The organism is Dactylosporangium sp. NPDC050588, from assembly GCF_040654975.1.
Lineage (GTDB): Bacteria > Actinomycetota > Actinomycetes > Mycobacteriales > Micromonosporaceae > Dactylosporangium > Dactylosporangium maewongense.
Map to the genome: position 1 here is coordinate 97,540 of NZ_JBFAJA010000034.1, position 17,918 is coordinate 115,457.

14 protein-coding genes and 1 pseudogene are annotated in these 17,918 nt (G+C 72.9%); 8 read left to right on the forward strand and 7 right to left on the reverse strand.

All coding sequences use genetic code 11. The features are described 5' to 3' along the window. Positions 1 to 35: 35 nt before the first annotated feature. Positions 36 to 224: a (2Fe-2S)-binding protein gene (locus tag AB0I21_RS24280; protein WP_344514228.1), complete on the forward strand. Its 189-nt coding sequence runs from the start codon at positions 36 to 38 to the stop codon at positions 222 to 224. A gap of 21 nt (positions 225 to 245) precedes the next feature. Then, entirely contained in the window at positions 246 to 728 is a 483-nt protein-coding gene (gene bfr, locus AB0I21_RS24285; protein WP_344514230.1) for a bacterioferritin, read from the forward strand. Here bfr and AB0I21_RS24290 read toward each other — a convergent pair. Together AB0I21_RS24290 and AB0I21_RS24295 are read right to left on the reverse strand one after the other, a co-directional pair. After that, on the reverse strand, positions 703 to 1,314 hold the full coding sequence (locus AB0I21_RS24290) for a metal-dependent phosphohydrolase (RefSeq protein ID WP_360564350.1): 612 nt from the start codon (positions 1,312 to 1,314) through the stop codon (positions 703 to 705). The two genes, bfr and AB0I21_RS24290, sit on opposite strands and share 26 nt — an antisense overlap. Next, positions 1,298 to 4,438, reverse strand: a complete 3,141-nt coding sequence (locus AB0I21_RS24295; RefSeq protein ID WP_360564377.1) for a diguanylate cyclase — start codon at positions 4,436 to 4,438, stop codon at positions 1,298 to 1,300. The genes AB0I21_RS24290 and AB0I21_RS24295 overlap by 17 nt, the downstream gene beginning before the upstream one ends. Positions 4,439 to 4,611: 173 nt before the next feature. Here AB0I21_RS24295 and AB0I21_RS24300 point away from each other — a divergent pair, with 173 nt between their 5' ends. Then, on the forward strand, positions 4,612 to 5,295 hold the full coding sequence (locus tag AB0I21_RS24300) for a S8 family serine peptidase (RefSeq protein WP_360564352.1): 684 nt from the start codon (positions 4,612 to 4,614) through the stop codon (positions 5,293 to 5,295). Positions 5,296 to 5,381: 86 nt separating this feature from the next. On the opposite strand, the gene AB0I21_RS24305 is transcribed toward AB0I21_RS24300, so the two are convergent. Both AB0I21_RS24305 and AB0I21_RS24310 read right to left on the reverse strand, forming a co-directional pair. Next, positions 5,382 to 5,681, reverse strand: coding sequence for a hypothetical protein (locus tag AB0I21_RS24305; RefSeq protein WP_360564353.1), 300 nt, complete (start codon positions 5,679 to 5,681; stop codon positions 5,382 to 5,384). Positions 5,682 to 5,746: 65 nt separating this feature from the next. Next, positions 5,747 to 7,627, reverse strand: a complete 1,881-nt coding sequence (locus tag AB0I21_RS24310) for a glycerol-3-phosphate dehydrogenase/oxidase (protein ID WP_360564354.1) — start codon at positions 7,625 to 7,627, stop codon at positions 5,747 to 5,749. 9 nt (positions 7,628 to 7,636) lie between these two features. Between AB0I21_RS24310 and AB0I21_RS24315 the strand changes: the two genes are divergently transcribed. Continuing rightward, a complete protein-coding gene (locus AB0I21_RS24315; RefSeq protein WP_360564356.1) occupies positions 7,637 to 8,098 on the forward strand; it encodes an SRPBCC family protein in 462 nt (153 codons plus the stop codon). 55 nt (positions 8,099 to 8,153) lie between these two features. Here the strand turns inward: AB0I21_RS24315 and AB0I21_RS24320 are convergent, their stop codons facing one another. Beyond that, positions 8,154 to 9,743 (reverse strand): NAD(P)/FAD-dependent oxidoreductase, encoded by a 1,590-nt coding sequence (locus AB0I21_RS24320; RefSeq protein WP_360564357.1) that lies wholly within the window; start codon positions 9,741 to 9,743, stop codon positions 8,154 to 8,156. Positions 9,744 to 9,805: 62 nt separating this feature from the next. Between AB0I21_RS24320 and AB0I21_RS24325 the strand changes: the two genes are divergently transcribed. The 3 genes from AB0I21_RS24325 (at position 9,806) to AB0I21_RS24335 (ending at position 15,234) form a co-directional block, all read left to right on the forward strand. Then, positions 9,806 to 12,088: a S8 family serine peptidase gene (locus AB0I21_RS24325; protein WP_360564358.1), complete on the forward strand. Its 2,283-nt coding sequence runs from the start codon at positions 9,806 to 9,808 to the stop codon at positions 12,086 to 12,088. A gap of 47 nt (positions 12,089 to 12,135) precedes the next feature. Continuing rightward, positions 12,136 to 12,522: an integrase core domain-containing protein gene (locus tag AB0I21_RS24330; protein ID WP_360564360.1), complete on the forward strand. Its 387-nt coding sequence runs from the start codon at positions 12,136 to 12,138 to the stop codon at positions 12,520 to 12,522. A gap of 1,827 nt (positions 12,523 to 14,349) precedes the next feature. Continuing rightward, positions 14,350 to 15,234: a GNAT family N-acetyltransferase gene (locus AB0I21_RS24335; protein WP_360564362.1), complete on the forward strand. Its 885-nt coding sequence runs from the start codon at positions 14,350 to 14,352 to the stop codon at positions 15,232 to 15,234. Positions 15,235 to 15,369: 135 nt separating this feature from the next. On the opposite strand, the gene AB0I21_RS24340 is transcribed toward AB0I21_RS24335, so the two are convergent. Beyond that, on the reverse strand, positions 15,370 to 15,600 hold the full coding sequence (locus tag AB0I21_RS24340) for a hypothetical protein (protein WP_354889113.1): 231 nt from the start codon (positions 15,598 to 15,600) through the stop codon (positions 15,370 to 15,372). Positions 15,601 to 15,690: 90 nt separating this feature from the next. On the opposite strand from AB0I21_RS24340, the gene AB0I21_RS24345 reads away from it, so the two are divergent. After that, on the forward strand, positions 15,691 to 16,761 hold the full coding sequence (locus AB0I21_RS24345; RefSeq protein WP_344514250.1) for a dipeptidase: 1,071 nt from the start codon (positions 15,691 to 15,693) through the stop codon (positions 16,759 to 16,761). Positions 16,762 to 17,747: 986 nt separating this feature from the next. Here the strand turns inward: AB0I21_RS24345 and groEL are convergent. Then, positions 17,748 to 17,918 (reverse strand): annotated as a pseudogene (gene groEL / locus AB0I21_RS24350) (chaperonin GroEL); the annotation flags it as partial.

Sequence of the window (17,918 nt, forward strand, 5' to 3'; positions counted from 1 at the left end):
CCTTGCTTAGGTAAGGCTAAGCGAGGAGTGCCACCGTGTATGTCTGCATCTGTGCCCGCGTCCGGGAGTGCGAGATCCGGCGGGTCATCCGCGCCGGGGCGCACAGCGAGGACGCCGTCGGCGACGAGTGCGGCGCCGGCACCGGCTGCGGGACCTGCCTCGATCGGGTGGCGGACCTGATCGAGGCCGAGGCGCCGAATGCTGTATTGCCCGCTTTGGCCTAGAAAAGCGGCTACCCTGCCCACATGCAGGGGGATGCACGAGTCATTGAATTTCTCAACGAACAACTGACTGCCGAGCTCACGGCGATCAACCAGTACTTCCTTCACGCCAAGATGCAGGAGAACTGGGGATATACGGTCCTGGCGAAACACACCCGGCACGAGTCGATCGACGAGATGAAGCACGCCGAGGTGCTGACCGACCGGATCCTGTTCCTGGACGGTCTGCCCAACTACCAGCGCCTCTTCGCGCTGCGGATCGGCGAGACCGTCCCGGAGCAGTTCAAGTGCGACATGCAGATCGAGATGGAGGCCGTCGACCGGCTCCGGCGCGGCATCGAATACATGCGCTCGATCGGCGACGTGACGTCGGCCAACATCTTCGAGGAGATCCTCGAGGACGAGGAGCACCACGTCGACTACCTGGAGACCCAGCTGGCCCTCATCGAGAAGCTGGGCGAGCCCTTGTATCTGCAGAACGTCACGGAGCACCCAGAAGCGTCGTAATCTCGGCCCGCAGGTTGTCGTGTGCGCGGGCGGTCCACTCCGCCCGCGCCGGCACCGCGCGGAACAGCGATGGCTCGGCGAGGAACGCCCCCAGGATCTGTGCCCGCCCGGAGCGGAAGGCTTCCTCAGGGACGGCCGCGTACTCCGCTCGTACAGACGCCGCATAACGGGCATAGTCCGCCGGCGGCGCCGCGAGGATGGCGAGGTCGGCGTCCGCGAGCAGGGCGCCGTTGCGGTCACCGCCGGCGACGGTGTGGCCCGCCGTGAGACGGACGAGCCGGGCGACCTCGGCCACCCGGTCCGGCGAGACGCCCAGGCCGGGCAGCACGTCCAGCGCCAGGGCGGCGCTGCGCTCCTCGTTGTCCGCGGCGAACGGCTCGTAGACCGCGTCGTGAAACCACGCCGCCATCCGCACGGCATCGACGTCGTCGGCGGCATCGCCATGATCGTCGATGACCTGGAGCATGAATCCCAGGTGGTCGAGGGTGTGGTACCGCCGGTGCGGCTCCGACCAACGGGCGATCAGATCGGCCCCGATCGAAGCTTCACCGGGAAACAGGCGCTGCCAGTCAGCCAACGACACCATACGAGGACTGTAGGGCCTCCACGATGTGCTCGATGCTGACCGCCCGGCCCGCGGCGCGGTCGCGCTGGTGGTCCGGCAGCAGCGGCAGCGTCACGGAGCGCAGCGTCTGCGCGTCCGGCGGCTCCGCGAGCCGGTGCTGGGCCCGCAGGCCGTCCGCGGCGCCGATCAGTCGCGCCGCGTGCCCCGGGTCGTCGGCCGCGACCAGCGCCGCGACCACGTCCAGCGAGATCGCCAGGTCCAGCCGGTCGCCGACCTCGTGCCGGGTGACCAGCGCGGTCACCAGCAGCCGCAGCGCCTCGACCCGGTCGCCCTCCAGCCGGGCGGCGAGGCCGAGCTGGTGCTGGGCCATCGCGGCGCCGAACGCGTCGCCGATCTGCCGGCTGAGGGTGAGGCTCTCGTCGAGAGCCTCGCGGGCCGCGGCGACGTCGCCCCGGGCGAGCATGATCTGCCCGAGGCACTCCAGGGCGAGCAGGATGCCCCGCGTGTTGCCGGCGGCGCGCTCCAGCGCGAGGCACTCGGTGGCGTAGCGCTCGGCGACCGCGATCTCACCCTGCGACAGGGAGACCTTGCTCAGGTTGCCCAGCGACGCGGCGACCCCCTGCGGCACGTCGAGCTCCCGCCAGATCGCCAGGCTGTGCCCGAACTGCTCGGTCGCGGCCGCGTGGTCGCCGCCGCCGATCGCCGCGATGCCCATCGCGTTGTGCGCGTGGCCCACGGTGGCGCGGTCCCCCGCCGCGGTCGCCTTCTCCAGGGCGGAGGCGCCGTAGCGGAACGCTTCCTCGTGCTCGTCCTGGGTCGCGGCGAGGATGGCGGCGGCGTGCAGCAGCCGCGCCAGGGCGCCGTCCTCGAGTCCCGGGGCCGCCAGCAGCGCCGAGAGCCATTCGCGACCCTCGTTGATGTGGGCGCCGTTTCGCCAGTACCGCCAGAGCCCCAGACAGATCCGGGTCTTGATGCCCACGCCCGCGTGCGCGAAGGCGGCCCGCACGTTCTGGTAGTCCGCCTCGACCCGGCCCGTCCACTCGACCTGCTCCGGCCCGGACAGGCCGGCGGCCGACGCCTCCGCGAACTCGGCGTAGAAGTCGGCGTGCCGGTCCAGGGGCGCGGCCTCGTCGCCGAGCCGGTGCCTGGCGTACGAACGGATCGTCGACAGCAGCCGGAACCGGCCGTCGTCCTCGTCCCGGACGACCAGGTGCTTGTCGACGAGCCCTTCGAGCCGCTTGACCAGCAGGTCGAGGTCGCCGCCGGGCAGCGTGACGGCGAGCGCGGCGGCGGCCGTCCAGCCGCCGGCGAACACGGACAGCTCCGTGAGCAGCCGCTGTCCCTCGGCGTCGAGCAGCACGAAGCTCCAGTCGATCGCCCCGCGCAGGGTCTGCTGCCGCGCCGGCAGGTCCCGCGGCCCGGCGCCGCCGAGGGAGTCGAGGTCGCGGTCGAGGTGCTCGGTGAGGTGGTTGAGCAGCTCGTCGGGGGTCCAGCGGTCGATGTGCGCGGCGGCCAGCTCGATGGCGAGCGGCAGGCCGTCCAGGCGCCGGCACAGCGCCGCGACCGGCAGCGCCGTGTCGATGGTGATTTCGAAGTCGGCGTCGACGGCCCGGGCGCGCTGCTCGAAGAGCGTCACCGCGGGCGAGTCGGCGAGCGTCGGCACCTGGTACACCTGCTCGCCGTAGAGCGAGAGCCGCTCCCGGCTGGTGACCAGCGCGCGAACGCCCGGCGCCGCGGCCAGCAGGTCGCTGACCAGGGCCGCACCGTCGTCGACGACCTGCTCGAAGTTGTCCAGGACCAGCAGCAGCTCCGACTCCTCGAGCTGGTCCAGCACGGTGTCGAAGAGGTGCTGGTCGGGCAGCTCGCTGACCTGCAGCGCCCGCGCCAGGGCGGCGGTCATCTGCTCGGCGTCGGTGCTGTCGGCGAGCGGCACGAACACGGCGCCGCCCTCGAAGTCGTCGGCGGCGGCGGTGGCGGCCGCCAGCGACAGGCGGGTCTTGCCGATGCCGCCGGGACCGACCAGCGTGACCAGCCGCGCGTCCCGGATCAGGGCGGCGACCTTCGCGGTCTCCCGGTCCCGTCCGACGAGCCGGGTCATCGGCACGGGCAGCCGGCTGCGGCGGCGCCTCGCCTTCGGTGGCTTGACCGTCCAGGTGCCGTCGGAAGCGCCGATGAGCTCGCCCTGCGACCGCAGCCGGGCCAGCTCCGCCTCGGCCTTCGCCGGCAGGCCGCCGGAGCGCTCGACGAGCCGGTCGACCAGCGCCTTGCTGGGCTCGCCGGCCAGGGCGATGCGCATCCAGATGCGCAGCGTCGCCGGCGACCACGGGGTCAGCTCGACGACGGCCTCGCGCAGCCCGGTGCGGCGCGGGTCGTCGTCGCGCGGGTTCGTGGTCGCGTACACGATCGCCGCGGCGTCCCCGAGCTCCGGCAGCGGGTCACCTACGTCCGCGAGGAGGATGCATCCGGGGGTGCGCTCCGCCGCCAGTACCGCCGGAAAACCGCGCAAACGGGCGATCTGGGCTACTTCCCGGAGGAAACGGGTGTGGCCCGCGCCCGGTGGGCCGACGATCCGCAGGGCGGCGTGGCCACCGGCGGCGACCCGCGTGAGGAACTCCTGCGTGCTGCTCAGCGCCGCGTCGCGCTCCCACAGCCGGGACGAGCCGCCGCCCTGGCCGCCCGAGACCTCGACGTCGTCGCCGACCGCCTGCCCGCGGCCGCGGCGCTTCGCGAGATAGTTGCGGCGGTCGGCGACGGCGATCAGGGTCTCGCCGTCGGTACCGTCGATCGGGCTGGTCGCCACGCCGAGGCTGATCGACAGGTGCAGCGGCGGGGTGCCGGCGAACTCCCGGGCGCGGATCTCGTCGGTCAGCCGGATCGCGAGGCGCAGCGCCTCGTCGGCGCCGGTGTCGGGCAGCAGCAGCACGAACTCGTCGCCGCCGTAGCGGAACAGCATGTCGTCGGTGCGGATGAGCTCGGCGATCCGGTCGGCGAGCTGGCGCAGGAGCAGGTCGCCGCGGAGGTGGCCGAAGGCGTCGTTGACCGTCTTGAAGTGGTCGACGTCGAACAACAGCAGGCTGCACCCGGCGACGTCGTGCAGCGCGTCGTCCAGCGCGGCACGCGAATGAGCACCGGTGACTGGATCCATCGTCACCGGTGCTGGGCCGCCCTGCACGTTCATTGTCAACTTGATCGGCCTTCCGGGGTCGCCGATGAGGTGTTCAGCAGGTTTTGGCCGTCCGGTGTCCACCCGCTGGATGTTCGTCGGCGCCGGATGTCCCTTTGCATCCGCGGGACGTGACTATCTGTAAGCCCTCCTGCATGCTGGGTGAACCCGCACCCGGCGAGCAGATCGTGTCGCTGCGCGACCCGGGCTCCTACCTCGACCAGACCTACCCGGGCGCCCGCGTGGGCGACAGGTACTTCCGGGGCAGCGGCAGCTCGCAGGCCGCGGCGGTGGCGTCCGGCGGCATCGCCCTGCTCCTGCAGAAGCGCCCCACCCTCACCCCCGACCAGGTCAAGGCGCTGCTCAAGAGCACCGCCACGGCGCTGCCGGGCGGCGTGGGCGAGCTCAACCTGGCCGCGGCGGTCAAGGCCGCGACGCCGGCCACGGTCCAGAGCGCCGGCACGGCGGCGGGCGTCGGGTCGCTGGAGTCCGCGCGCGGCTCCAACCACGTCGTGCACGACAACCAGCAGCTGGTCGGCGAGTTCGACATCTTCGGCGGCTTCAACTCCGCGGTCTGGGCGCAGGCGGCCCGCAACGGCACCTCCTGGAACGGCGGCGTGTGGATGGGCCGCCGCATGGCGGGCGACGGCTGGACCGGCACCTCGTGGGCGTCGAGGACCTGGGCCCCGGCGGCGTGGGCCGGCGAGAGCTGGGCCGATGAGGCCTGGTACGACGACACGTGGTCGGGCCACTACTGGTCCGGCGGGACGTGGTCGGGGCACTACTGGAGCGGGCACTACTGGAGCTCCAGCACCTGGTCCGCGAAGCGCTGGAAGTGAGGTGTCCGTCAGGCCCGGCCGGTGCGTCCGGGCCTGACGACTGCACTTTTCTTTCTTGTCAGCGTTTCTTTTTTCTTGTCAGCGTTTCAGTCGCCGCTGCCTGAGTCGCCGCCGCCCCAGTCGCTGCCGCCGTCGTCGCCGCCGTCGTCGCCGCCGTCGTCGCCGCCGTCGTCGCCGCCGTCGTCACCGTCGGCGTCGCCACGGCCCCTGCGGCGTCCGGCGCCGCGCCGGTTGTTCCGGCTCGACCGCGCCACCTGCCCGCCGGCTAGGCGCGCCCGGCGCAGCACCTCCTCGCGGCTGAGCTCCCGCCTGCTCGACCTCTTCGCGGCGGTGACCGCCACGATCACCAGCAGCAGCGCGATGCCGATCCCGATGCCCCACACCATGCGAGCATCATCGTCCGGTTTCTATGCCGGACGCTGCCCGGACTTCGTCAAGGTCTGCTCATTTCTCATGCGGTCACCGGGCGGTCGGACCGGAAGCCGCGGACGTCCGGGACGCCGAGGCGGGCGGCGTCGGCGGTCAGGTCGTCCGGCATGCGCTGCGACTCCTGCTCCGCCGCGACCCGTGCCAGGTAGTGGTCGATCTCCGTGGACCGGGTCGCGGCGTCCCAGCCGAGCACCTCGCCCATGATCGCGGCGGTCTCCGAGGCCGAGGCGGCGCCGCGGTGGTCGGTCTCGAAGGAGATCCTGGTCCGGCGGGTCAGCACGTCCTCCAGGTGCAGTGCGCCCTCGGCGAGCGCCGCATACGCCACCTCGGCCGCGAGATACTCCGGCGCACCGGGCAGCGGGCGGCGCAGCGACGGGTCCAGGGCGAGGACGTCGAAGGCGAGCGAGCCGTACCGCTCCAGCAGGTGCTCCAGGACGCCGACGGAGATCCCGTGCCGGCGGGCGAGGTCGGCGCGGTTGGTCCACAGCGAGTGGTAGCCGTCGGCGCCGAGCAGCGGCAGGTCGGCGGTGCGGGAGGCGGGGACCAGCCCCCCGTGCCGGCGCAGGCCGCCGAGGCGGTGCGCGACGCGGTCGATGACGTCGGCGGCCATCACCCGGTATGTCGTGTACTTCCCGCCGGCGATCAGCATCAGCCCCAGCATCGGCTCGACGACGGCGTGGGTGCGCGACAGCGCGGAGGTCTGCTCGTCCTTGCTGTGCGGCTGCCGGTGGCGGGCCTCGCGGGACAGCAGCGGCCGGAGGCCGGCGTAGACGCCCTCGATGTCGGCGGTCGACAGCGGCCGGTCCAGGACCTCGTTGACCTGGCCGAGCAGGTAGGAGATGTCGGTCGCCGAGGCCGCCGGATGGCCACGGTCGAGGTTCCAGTCGGTGTCGGTGGTACCGATGATCCAGTGCCCGCCCCAGGGGATGACGAACAGCACCGACGTCTGGGTGCGCAGGATCAGGCCGGCCTCGCCGGTGATCGCGGAGCGGGGCACCACCAGGTGGACGCCCTTGCTGGCGCGGACCTGCATGCCCGCCGACTCCCGCGGGCCGGTGCCGGACAGCAGGCCGGCGATGTCGTCCATCCACACGCCGGTCGCGGCGACGACCGTGCGGGCGTGGACCTCGAACTCCTCGCGGGACTCCAGGTCACGCACCCGCACGCCGGTGACCTCGCGCGCGTCGCGGAGCAGCCCGACCGCGCGGGCGCTGGGCACGACGGCCGCGCCGAGGCTGGCGGCGGTGCGCGCGAGCGTCGCGACGAGCCGGGCGTCGTCGACCTGGCCGTCGTAGTACTGGATGGCGCCGCTGATCGCGTCCTCACGCAGCGACGGGAAGCGGCGGTGGGTCTCCGTGCGGGACAGGTGCCGGTGCAGCGGCATCCCCCGCGGCGCGGACCCGTGCAGCTGGGCGGCGGTGGCGAACGCGTCGTAGAGGCCGACGCCGGCGCCGTAGTACGCCCGCTGCCAGACCCGCTGGACGACGCCGGTCAGCCCCCGGTGCGCGGGCAGCGGCACCAGGATCGGCACCGGCCGCACCAGGTGCGGCGCGAGCCGGGTCGCGAGCAGCCCGCGCTCCTGCAGCGCCTCGGCGACCAGGCCGAACTCGAGCTGCTCCAGGTAGCGCAGGCCGCCGTGGATCAGCTTCGAGGACCGGCTGGAGGTGCCGGAGGCGAGGTCGCGGGCCTCGACGAGCGCGACGGACAGCCCGCGGGACGCGGCGTCGAGCGCCGCCCCGGCGCCGGTGACCCCACCGCCGATGATCAGGACGTCGAAGCGCTCCCGGCGCAGCCTGGCGACGTCCTGCGCGCGGCGGGCGGGCGACAGGCGGCTGGCCTCGAAACGGGACGTGGAGGGTTCACGGCGCACCTCACTACGGTAGCCGCGCCCGTCACGGGGCATCACATCATCGTGTCCATCACCGAACGCATCATCAACGCGCCCGCGGAGCAGGTCTTCGCCGTCCTGTCCGACGGGTGGACCTACAGCGACTGGGTCGTCGGCACCGCGCACATCCGCGACGTCGACCCCGCATGGCCCGAGCCCGGCTCGCGGCTGCACCACAAGGCCGGCCCGTGGCCGATGTCGATCAAGGACCACAGCGAGTCGCTGGACTGGATTCCGGGCCGGATGCTGCTGCTCAGGGTCCGTCTGTGGCCCGCGGGCGTGGGGCAGGTGCGCTTCACGCTCGACCCGCTGGACGACCAGGCGACCCGGGTGACGATGCAGGAGCATTTCACCAACGGGCCGATGCTCGCGGTCCAGAACAAGATCGGCGACGTGGTGCTGCACTACCGCAACGGCGAGGCGCTGACCCGGCTGGCGGATCTCGCGGAGCGGTCACCGGTCGCCCGCCGCCTGGCTCACCGGTAGGCGGAGCGGTCACCGGTCGCTCGCCGCCTCGGTCACCGGTTGCTCGCCGTGTGGTTCACCGGTAGATCGCCCGCATCGCCCTTCCGATGCCGGCGGCGTAGGCGTCGCCGAGCAGCGGGCGGTGGCGGGCCAGCGCCGCCCGGGCCGCGTTGGCGCCGGCGGCACCGTGCACGCCGCCGCCGGGGTGGGCGCTGGAGCTCGCCAGGAACAGCCTGTCCACGGGCGTGTCCGCGCGTCCGAGACCGGTCACCGGCCGCCAGACGAGCTGCTGGAACGCCGCCGCGGTGCCGCCGTTGATCGCGCCGTCGACGAGGCTCGGGTTCTTCTGCGCCAGCTCCGCCGGGCCGCTGACGTGCCGCGCCAGAACCAGGTCGTCGAAGCCGGGCGCGTGCCGGCGCACCGCGTCCTCGACCCGGGCGATCTGGGTGCGGACCATCTCCGCGTCGGCCTCGCCGGGCTTCGCGGGGCGCGGCAGGTGCGTGTAGGCCCACAGCGACTCCGTGCCGGCCGGCGAGCGGGTCGCGTCGGCCGTCGTCATCTGCCCGATGAGCAGGAACGGGTCCTCTGGCGCGCGGCCGGCGGCGAGGTCCGCCGCGTACCGCTGGGGATCGGTGCCGAGGTGGACGGTGCCCGCGCCCGCGACGTCCGGCGAGATCCACGGGACCGGGCCCGACAGCGCCCAGTCGATCTTCAGCGTGGCGTTGTCCCAGCGGAAGCCTTCCAGATCCCGCAGCAGCCGGACCGGCAGGTGCTCCTGCAGGATCAGGCTCTGGTACAGGGTGGGCGCCGGCACGTCCGCGACGACGGCGCGACGCGCGCGGACCAGCCGGCCGTCGGCGCACCGGACACCGAGCGCCCTGCCGCCGCCGACGACCACCCGGTCGACCATGGCGCCCGTGCGGATCTCGCCACGGCGCCCGACGCGGCGGACCAGGGCGTCGGTGAGCTGCTGGGCGCCGCCGACGGGCACCGGGAACCCGTGCTGCTGGCCGAGCATCGCGAGCAGCCAGCCGAAGCCGCCGCTGGCCGCGTCGTCGGGGGCCAGGTCGGTGTGCAGGGCCAGGCCGGTGAGCAGCAGGCGGCCGCCGTCGCCGTGGAAGAGCTCCTCGCCGAGGACCCGGGCCGGGACGAGGAACCGGCGGCCGAGGCGCAGCGCCTCGCCGAGCCCGGCGCGGGCGGCGAGCCGCACCCCGGAACGGACCGGGGGAAACGGGGTCAGCAGCGACGGGAGGAGGTCGGCGGAGAGTCGGCGCCACTGCTCGTACACCTGCCGCCAACGCTCACCGTCGCCCGGGGCGAACCGCTCCAGCGACTCCGCCGTGAGGTCCAGCTCCCGGCTGAGCACGGCCGCACGCCCGTCCGGGAACAGGTGCGCGACGACCTCGGGCGCGTGCGTCCAGCGCAGCCCGTGCGCCTCGAGGTCGAGCGCGAGCAGCGGCGGCGACCCCGCGCCGAGGGGGTAGAACGCGCTGCACAGGTCGCTCAGGAAACCGGGCGCGGTGATCTCCGCCGAGCGGACGGCGCCGCCGACGTGCCCGGTCCCCTCCAGCACGAGCACGTCCCAGCCCGCGTCGGCGAGCATGTTGGCGGCGACCAGACCGTTGTGCCCGGCGCCGATGACCACCGCGTCGACCGTTTCCCGCATGCCCCTCAGTTTGCCCCCGCCGCTCATCCGAAACTGTCGTAGGCGGGTCGTAGAGTGCGGCCATGGGTCGATCACGGGGTTGGGCGCTGGGATTGACCATTGTCCTCGGCCTCTGGGCGGTGGCGGTCACGGTCGCCATCCACTCCGGGGTCTGGGTCGTCGGCGAAGGCCTGCTCGCGTTGGGATTCGAGCTGCCGTCGTTCGTGTGGCCGGCCGCGGGCTGGCTCGCTGCCCTGTTGGTCGCGGGGCCCGCCTTCCTGCTCGCCCGGCTGTCGCGTGTCGCGTTCGCCCAGGTCGCGGGCAGGCAGTGGGCGCTGACGGCGCTGCTCGGCGGGCTGCTCGGCACGGCGCGGATCATCCCCACCACCGCCCACGAGGGCTACCTGGCGCTGCTCGCCGTGACCGCCGCGGTCGCCGCGACCGTGCACCGCGCCGTCCGGGGGCGGGCGCCCCGGTCCAGCGGCTGGCTGTTCTGGCTGTGCCTCGCGATCGGGCTCGTCGCGCTGCTGCCGTGGCTGTGGGTCGGCGCGTTCGGCGGCCAGGTGGAGACGGTCCTGGCCGCGCTCGCCGCGGTGGCGGTCGCCTGGCTCGCGGTGCGACCCGCCACGGCGCTCGCCGCCGCCGGCTCCTCGATCCGCAGCGTCTGGGGTGGCACCGCCATCGGCGGCCTGACCGCCGGGGTCGGCCTGGTCACGCTCGTCGCGGGCGCCGGCGAGCCGGCGGTGCAGCTGTTCGCGATGGTGGCGGTGCCGCCGCTGGCGTTCGCGCTGGCCGCGCTCGCCCGCCGCGGCCACCCGTCGGCGCTCGCCCTGCTGGCGCCCGCGCTGTTCGGCCCGCTCGCCCTGATCGACCCCGAGGAGACGTCGCTGCTGCTCGGGCTGCGCGACGTGGCGTTCTGGTCGGCGATCGGCGCCCTGGTCGGCCTGGTCCTGGCGCTGGTGGTCGCCGCGGCGGCGGTGCCGGCGACCGGGCGGATCGTGTGGCGGCCAGGGTTCGCCGCGCTCGTCGCGGCCGTCGTGCTCGCGGGCGGCGCCACCGTGTATGCGACGCTCGGCCAGCCCGGCTTCCACGGCGAGCACCTCTTCGTGATCATGAAGGAGCAGGCCGACCTGAGCGGCCTCCGCGAGGTGCCCGACCGCACCACCCGCATCCGGCAGACCTATGAGCGGCTCGTCGGCACGGCCGAGCGCTCGCAGGCGTCGCTGCGCGGCGCGCTGCGCTCCAGGGGCATCGACTACACGCCCTTCTACCTGGTCAACGGCATCGAGGTGGCCGCCGGGCCGCTCGCGCGGCGCTGGCTGGAGGGCCGGCCCGAGGTCGACCGCGTCCTGCTCAACCCGCGGCTGCGCCCGCTGCCGGCCGTCGCGGCACCGACCCGCGGCGGGCTGCCCGCGCCGACCGCCCCGCCGTGGAACCTGACGCTCATCAAGGCCGACCAGGTGTGGTCCCACTTCACGACCGGGCGCGGCATCGTCGTCGGCAGCTCCGACTCAGGCGTCGACGTCACCCACCCGGCGCTGCGCACGACGTTCCGCGGCTCCGACGACTCCTGGTTCGACCCCGTCGACCACACCGCCGCCCCCGCCGACCACAACGGCCACGGCACCCACACCCTCGCCACCGCGGTCGGCGCCGGCGTGGGGGTCGCCCCGGGAGCGCAGTGGATCGCGTGCTCCAACCTCCCGCGCAACCTGGGCAGCATGGCCAACTATCTGAGCTGCCTGCAGTTCATGCTGGCGCCGTTCCCCCCGGGCGCCGACCCCATGCACGACGGCCAGCCCGCCCGCGCCCCGCAGGTCCTCACCAACTCCTGGGGCTGCCCCTCCGTCGAGGGCTGCGACACCCGCTCCCTGCGCCACGCCGTCGACGCCTTCGCCGCCGCCGGCATCTTCTTCGTCGCCGCCGCCGGCAACACGGGCCCCGGCTGCGCCACCGTCACCGACCCACCGGCCAACTACGCCGCCACCTTCACCGTCGGCGCCGTCACCAGCACGTCGCAGGTCGCCTCCTTCTCCAGCCGCGGCCCCACCCCCGACAACCTCCCGAAGCCCGACCTGATGGCCCCCGGCGCCGCCGTCGTCTCCGCCCTGCCGGGCGGCGGCTACGGCGCCCTGAGCGGCACCTCCATGGCCACCCCCCACGTGGCGGGCGTGGTCGCGCTGATGTGGGCCGCCAATCCCGCCCTCATCGGCAACATCGAACAGACCCGCGCCATCCTCATCCACACCACCCAGCCCGTCGACACCTCCACCTCTTCCTGCGCCCCCACGGACACCGCGGGCGCCGGCCTCGTCGACGCCCTGGCTGCCGTCACCGCCGCCACCGCCACCCACCCGACCCCTTAACCCGCCGCCCCACTGCTCCTCGCCTTCCTCTGCGGCCCTCCGCCCCGTTGCTCCTCGACCTTCCTCTACGGCCCTCCGCCCCGTTGCTCCTCGCCTTCCTCTACGACGCCCTGCGGCGGCGGCGACCCACCGCCGGGTTGATCTTCCACTCCGACCGCGGCTGTCAATACACCAGCGCCCAGCACGCCCGCCTCGCCGCCGACCACGGCATCCGGCTGTCCGTCGGCCGACGCGGGCAATGCTGGGACAACGCCGTCGCCGAATCGTTCTTCGCCACCCTCAAAACCGAACTGGTGCACCGCCAGGCATGGCCCGCCCGCACCACCGCCCGCAAAGCGGTCTTCGAATACATCGAGGGCTGGTACAACACCCGCCGCCGGCATTCCAGCCTCGGCTACCTCAGCCCAACCACCTACGAAACCCAGACAGCCTGAACCACCACAACGACCCCTGTCCGTCAAAACGGGTCAAGCCCACCCTCCGCCCCGTCGCTCCTCGCCTTCCTCTACGGCCCTCCGCCCCGTCGCTCCTCGACCTTCCTCTACGGCCCTCCGCCACCGCCCTCGCCAGCACACCGGCCATCGCCAACCAACCGCTGGACCTGCCGTCCACCGCTCCTCGACCTCCCCCGCCGCCCCTCCGACACCGGCCACCGAACCAAACCCCTAGCCGGACGCCACCCACCGCTTCACGGTTCCCCACGGCTCCGCCGACGCCGCCAGCGCAGACCTCGCCAACACACCGCCCGACCAACCCTTTGCCCGACGCTGTCCACCGCTCGTCCGTCTCTCCTACGGCTCCCCAAAACCGGTCTCATCGACGCACCGACCACCGCCACCACCCGATCAACCCCTTGCCCGCTGCCCCTCCGCTACCGCAGCGCCGGCCTCGCCGACACCGGCCACCGACGATCACCCACCGGTCCCCAATTGACCTGCGCCCCCGTTCAACAGCGCGGACGCCGGCCTCGCCGACGCATCGGCCACCGCCGTCGTTGCCACCCAAACCAACCCTTGGCCGTCGAACCCCTCCGGCGCTGCGGCGCCGGCCTCGCCGATACACCGGCCTCCGTTACCCAACCAATCCCTGAGGTCCGGACGCTGCCTACCGCTCCTCGATCTCCCAATGCGGCCCGTCCGACACCGGTCTCGCAGACACTCCAGCCGCCGCTACCCCTCACTCGACTCCACCCACCGCTTCACGGTCTCCCCCTGCGGCTCTGCCGGCGCCGGCCTCGCCGACGCACCGGTCAATGGCACCGCCCAGCCAAACCCTCAGCCCGACGCCGCCCACCGCTCATCGGTCTCTCCTCACGGCTCCGCAGAACGCGACCTCATCGACGCATCGACCACCGGCCACCACCCGATCGCCTTCTGCCCGCGGCCCTCCGACACCGCAGCGGCGGCCTCGCCGATACACGGACCGCCGCCACCCAACCAGTCCCTCAACCCGACACTGCCTATCGCTCCTCGGCCTCTCCCCTCAGCCCCTCCGACACCGCCGATGCCCACCTCATCGACGCCACCCCGCCGAACCCCTTGACTTGCCCTTCCAACACTGCGGACGCGGCCTCGCCGGCACACGGGCCACCGCCGCCGCTGCCACCCAGACCGGCCCCTTGACCTTCGGACCCTCCAACACCGCGGCGCCCACCTCGCCGATACACAGCCCGCCATCACCCAACCCTTAACCGACGCCGCGCACCGGTCCTCGACCTCCGCTGCGGCCCGGCCGACACCGCCGGCACTGGCCTCGCCAGCGCACCGGCTACCGGACAACCTCCAACTCGACGCCGCCCACCGCTCCACGGTCTCCCCCTGCGGCTCCGCTGACACCGCCGGCGCCGGCCTCGTCGACGTGGTGGCCGCCGTCGCTGGCGCGACCCTTCGACGCTGCCGTGCCCTGTTCGACGACGCGACCGCCTGCGCCTCGCACGGGCTCAGGTGCGCACCACCGGTGTCTCGTGACCCGCAACCGGGCGTGTGCAGGCCAGGGGGCTTGCCGTTCCGTACCAGCGCGAACAGGTCGACGCCCGGCCCGGGCGCACCGCCCAGCTCTCAACCTCGACCCGCTGCCCTCGCCGCGCCTGTCCAGCCTGTCGATACCGCCACCCTTCACGCGGCGGGGGCGTCCTCCGCGGTATCGGTTCGTATCGGCGGAGGCCCCGACACGGGCGCCGCGTGGCTGGCGAAGCTGCGGATGGCGCGCTTTGATCAAGGTGACAGGGTCGGGGTGGTCGAACAGTTAGGTATGTTTACCAAATGATCGGTGAGTGGGTGGGTGGGCCTGAGGCGGCTCGGTTGTGTGCGGGGGCGCTGGACCTGCCGGACGATGCCCGGGAGGCGGAGGAGCTGGTGAACCGGCTGGCGGCGCCGCCTGAGGGGCGGGTCGCCGTGCGGCTGGTGGAGCTGGACGAGGCGGGGGACGCGGTCGGCGTGGTGTTCGGGTCGATCAGCGACAGAGACCCAGCGCTCGGGCACATCGAGCTGCTCGCGGTGGAGCCCGGGCGGCGGCGGGAGGGGATCGGCAGCGGGTTGCTGGCGGCGGCGGAGCGGCGGCTGGCGGAGGTCGGGGCGCGGAGGATCCGGATCGGGGGCAACCCGCCGTGCTACGCGTGGCCGGGGATCGACGTGCGGTACACGCCGGCGGTGTGCCTGGCGGAGCGGGCCGGGTACCAGCGGACCGACACCGCCTGGAACATGACGGCCGATCTGAGCCAGGTGAGCGCGACGCAGCAGGCGGACGAGGAGCGGCTGGAGAAGGCCGGGGTCAAGGTCCTGCGGGCGGGCAGCGACACGCCGGAGTGGGTGCGTGGCATCTGGGGCGACGGCTGGGCCTGGGAAGCGGCGCAGTCGATGGGGTGCTGGGTCGCGGTGAGGGATGGCGAGATCCTGGGGTTCGCGGCATACGGTGCGAACCGCCCCAGCTGGTTCGGGCCGATGGGCACCGCGCCCGCGGCGGAGGGGCTCGGGGTGGGGCGGGTGCTGCTGCGGCGGTGCCTCGCGGACCAGTTCGACGACGGGCACCTGACGGCGCAGATCGGGTGGGCCGGGCCTGTCGCGTTCTACTCGAAGACGGTCGGCGCCCGGCTCGAACGCGTCTTCTGGATCTACACGAAAGACGTACACCTGCCGCAAACGCAATAAAGCGCATGAAGGGCAGGCCGTGGGTTCGCCACGATCCTGCCCCGCACACGTCGCACCAGCGCCCAGTGATCCCCCGTCATGCCACGGGCGGCCGGTGCCGTCTCAACATCCGACTCGAAGGCCCCAGGGACTGGGTCAGCGGTCGGGCTGGTTGGCCCGCTTGTCCTGCGCGGTGGTCTGCTGCTCCTGCTGGAGCTTCTTCGCCTGCATGGTGGCCGTGTTCGCGGTCGCCTGCTGTCCCGTGATGTCCGCGTCCGGGGTGATCATCATGTCGTCGGAACGGTCTGGGTCCATGTAGCCGAGGTCGTCTTCGCTGCGGTGCATACCGCGGCTGTCGAAGTTGCTGTTCTTCTGTGACTTACCCATGGCTTCCCCCTCGTGTAGGCCGCTCCCACCATATGAGGACCGTTCACGTGATGCGGGCAAATTCCACATTTCGCATCTAGAGTCGTGGGGATGAGCGGTGCGATACCAGTCATCGACGGCCACAACGACCTGCCGTGGCGGCTGCGGATGCGCGGCCCGGCCGACATCGCGGGTCACGCCGCAGGGCTGCACACGGATCTCCCCCGCCTCCGGCAGGGCGGCGTCAAGGCGCAGTTCTGGTCGGTGTACGTCCCGTGCGGCATCCCTCAGTCCGAGGCCACCGTGAAGGTGCTCGAGCAGATCGACCTGGTGCACCGGCTGGTCGACGCGCACCCCGGCGAGCTCGCACTGGCGACGACCGCCGACGAGGTCGAGCGGATCAGCGAAACCGGACGGATCGCGTCGCTGCTCGGCGCCGAGGGCGGGCATTGCATCGATGACTCTCTCGGCGTTTTGCGCAGTCTGTACCGCCTGGGCGTCCGCTACCTCACGCTCACCCACGGCAAGAACACCGCCTGGGCCGACAGCGCGACGGACGAGCCCGCGGTCGGCGGCCTGTCGGCGTTCGGCGTGGAGGTGGTCCGCGAGCTGAACCGGCTCGGCATGATGGCCGACCTGTCGCACGTGGCCCCCGAGACGATGCACGCGGCGCTCGACGTGTCCACGGCGCCGGCGTTCTTCTCGCACTCCTCCGCCCGCGCCCTGTGCGACCACCCACGCAACGTCCCCGACGACGTCCTCACCCGGGTCCGCGACACCGGCGGCGTGGTGATGGTGACGTTCGTGCCGTTCTTCCTCAACGAGACCTGCCGCCAGTGGGGCGACGAGCTCGTCCGCGTGGAGGACGCCATCCCCGCCGAGTACGGCTCCCAGGAGTTCGAACGCCTGCAGCGCGACTGGATCGCCGCCAACCCCTGCCCCCCGTCCACCGTCCGCGACGTCGCCGACCACGTGGAGCACGTCCGCGACGTCGCCGGCATCACCGCCGTCGGCATTGGCGGCGACTTCGACGGTACGGAGGTCCTGCCCACCGGCCTCCACGACGTGTCGACGTACCAGTCCCTGTTCGAGGAGCTACGGACCCGCGGCTGGTCCGACGCCGACCTGCGCCGCCTAGGGTGGGAGAACACACTGCGCGTCCTACGCGACACCTGCGGCTGACCCCCGACACCCCGCCGCCCGGCCGCCACCCCATGATCGAAGGACCGCCCCGGTCGTGCTGGCGGCCAGACCGGTCCTTCGATCATGGCCCGAGGACGGAGACACCACGGCGCCGCGCCGATCGCGGCAGGCCAACCGCAGACAAGAACGCAGCCCGGCCAGCCAACCACGGGCAAATCGCCACGGGACCGACCAGCACGGCGCCGAACCACCACCACCGGACCAACCAAAACGCCGACTCGACAAACCACAGGCTGAATCACGGCCCACAGGCCCGCACCACCTGGGCTGAGAGAACACACTGCGCGACCTGCGCGACACCTGCGGCTGGCCCACCACACCCCGGCCGCCAACCGCCACACCCCGCCATGATCAAAGGACGGATCCGGCCGCCCGCACAACCAGATCCGTCGTTCGATCATGGCTGGAGGACGGAGACGCCACGGCGCCGCGCCGATCGCGGCAGGCCAACCGCAGACAAGATCGCAACCCGAGCGGGCAGCTGCGGGCGAATCGCCGCGGGACCGACCGGCGTGGCGCTGAAGCATCGCCGGCGCGGCTGACCAGATGCCAGGGTGACAAAACCACGGACGGAATCGCGATCGGGCCGACCAACCGCCGGAGGAAGGCAGCCAACCACAGGCAGAAGAACCACGGTTGGGCCGACCAGACGCCGGAGGGCGGCCAACCAGAGGCGGAATCGCCCGGTCAGAGAGGGCCCCGGTCAGAGAGGGCCCCGGTCAGACCTCGAGCGGCGGAGACGGCCCGCCGCCCGTCGCTGACGGTTTGTTGCGCGGGCTGGAGCCAGCGGCAAGACCGTCAGCGGGGGCAGCGGCGACCGTCAGCGCCGGGGCTGGAGTCGAGCGGCAAGACCGTCAGCGGCGGGGCTGAGGCCAGGCGGCGAACGGTGAGCGGTGGGCCGGAAGTGTGTGGACAGCAAGAAGGGCAGGCCCGGAACGGGCCTGCCCTTCTTGGAAGAGCTGGACTCAGAAGTCCATGTCGCCGCCGCCGGGGGCGCCCGCGGGGGCCGGGGTCTTCTCCGGCTTGTCCGCGACCACTGCCTCGGTGGTGAGGAAGAGCGCCGCGATCGAGGCGGCGTTCTGCAGGGCGGAGCGGGTGACCTTGGCCGGGTCGATGATGCCCTCGGCCAGGAGGTT

What these genes read in the sequence shown, in the direction of transcription:
- AB0I21_RS24325 (WP_360564358.1), top strand. Translation starts at nt 9,806, where the DNA reads ATGGGTCGATCACGGGGTTGGGCGCTGGGATTGACCATTGTCCTCGGC.
- AB0I21_RS24340 (WP_354889113.1), bottom strand. Translation starts at nt 15,600, where the DNA reads ATGGGTAAGTCACAGAAGAACAGCAACTTCGACAGCCGCGGTATGCAC.
- AB0I21_RS24300 (WP_360564352.1), top strand. Translation starts at nt 4,612, where the DNA reads ATGCTGGGTGAACCCGCACCCGGCGAGCAGATCGTGTCGCTGCGCGAC.
- AB0I21_RS24290 (WP_360564350.1), bottom strand. Translation starts at nt 1,314, where the DNA reads ATGGTGTCGTTGGCTGACTGGCAGCGCCTGTTTCCCGGTGAAGCTTCG.
- AB0I21_RS24310 (WP_360564354.1), bottom strand. Translation starts at nt 7,627, where the DNA reads ATGCCCCGTGACGGGCGCGGCTACCGTAGTGAGGTGCGCCGTGAACCC.
- AB0I21_RS24345 (WP_344514250.1), top strand. Translation starts at nt 15,691, where the DNA reads ATGAGCGGTGCGATACCAGTCATCGACGGCCACAACGACCTGCCGTGG.
- AB0I21_RS24335 (WP_360564362.1), top strand. Translation starts at nt 14,350, where the DNA reads ATGATCGGTGAGTGGGTGGGTGGGCCTGAGGCGGCTCGGTTGTGTGCG.
- AB0I21_RS24305 (WP_360564353.1), bottom strand. Translation starts at nt 5,681, where the DNA reads ATGGTGTGGGGCATCGGGATCGGCATCGCGCTGCTGCTGGTGATCGTG.
- AB0I21_RS24320 (WP_360564357.1), bottom strand. Translation starts at nt 9,743, where the DNA reads ATGCGGGAAACGGTCGACGCGGTGGTCATCGGCGCCGGGCACAACGGT.
- bfr (WP_344514230.1), top strand. Translation starts at nt 246, where the DNA reads ATGCAGGGGGATGCACGAGTCATTGAATTTCTCAACGAACAACTGACT.
- AB0I21_RS24295 (WP_360564377.1), bottom strand. Translation starts at nt 4,438, where the DNA reads ATGGATCCAGTCACCGGTGCTCATTCGCGTGCCGCGCTGGACGACGCG.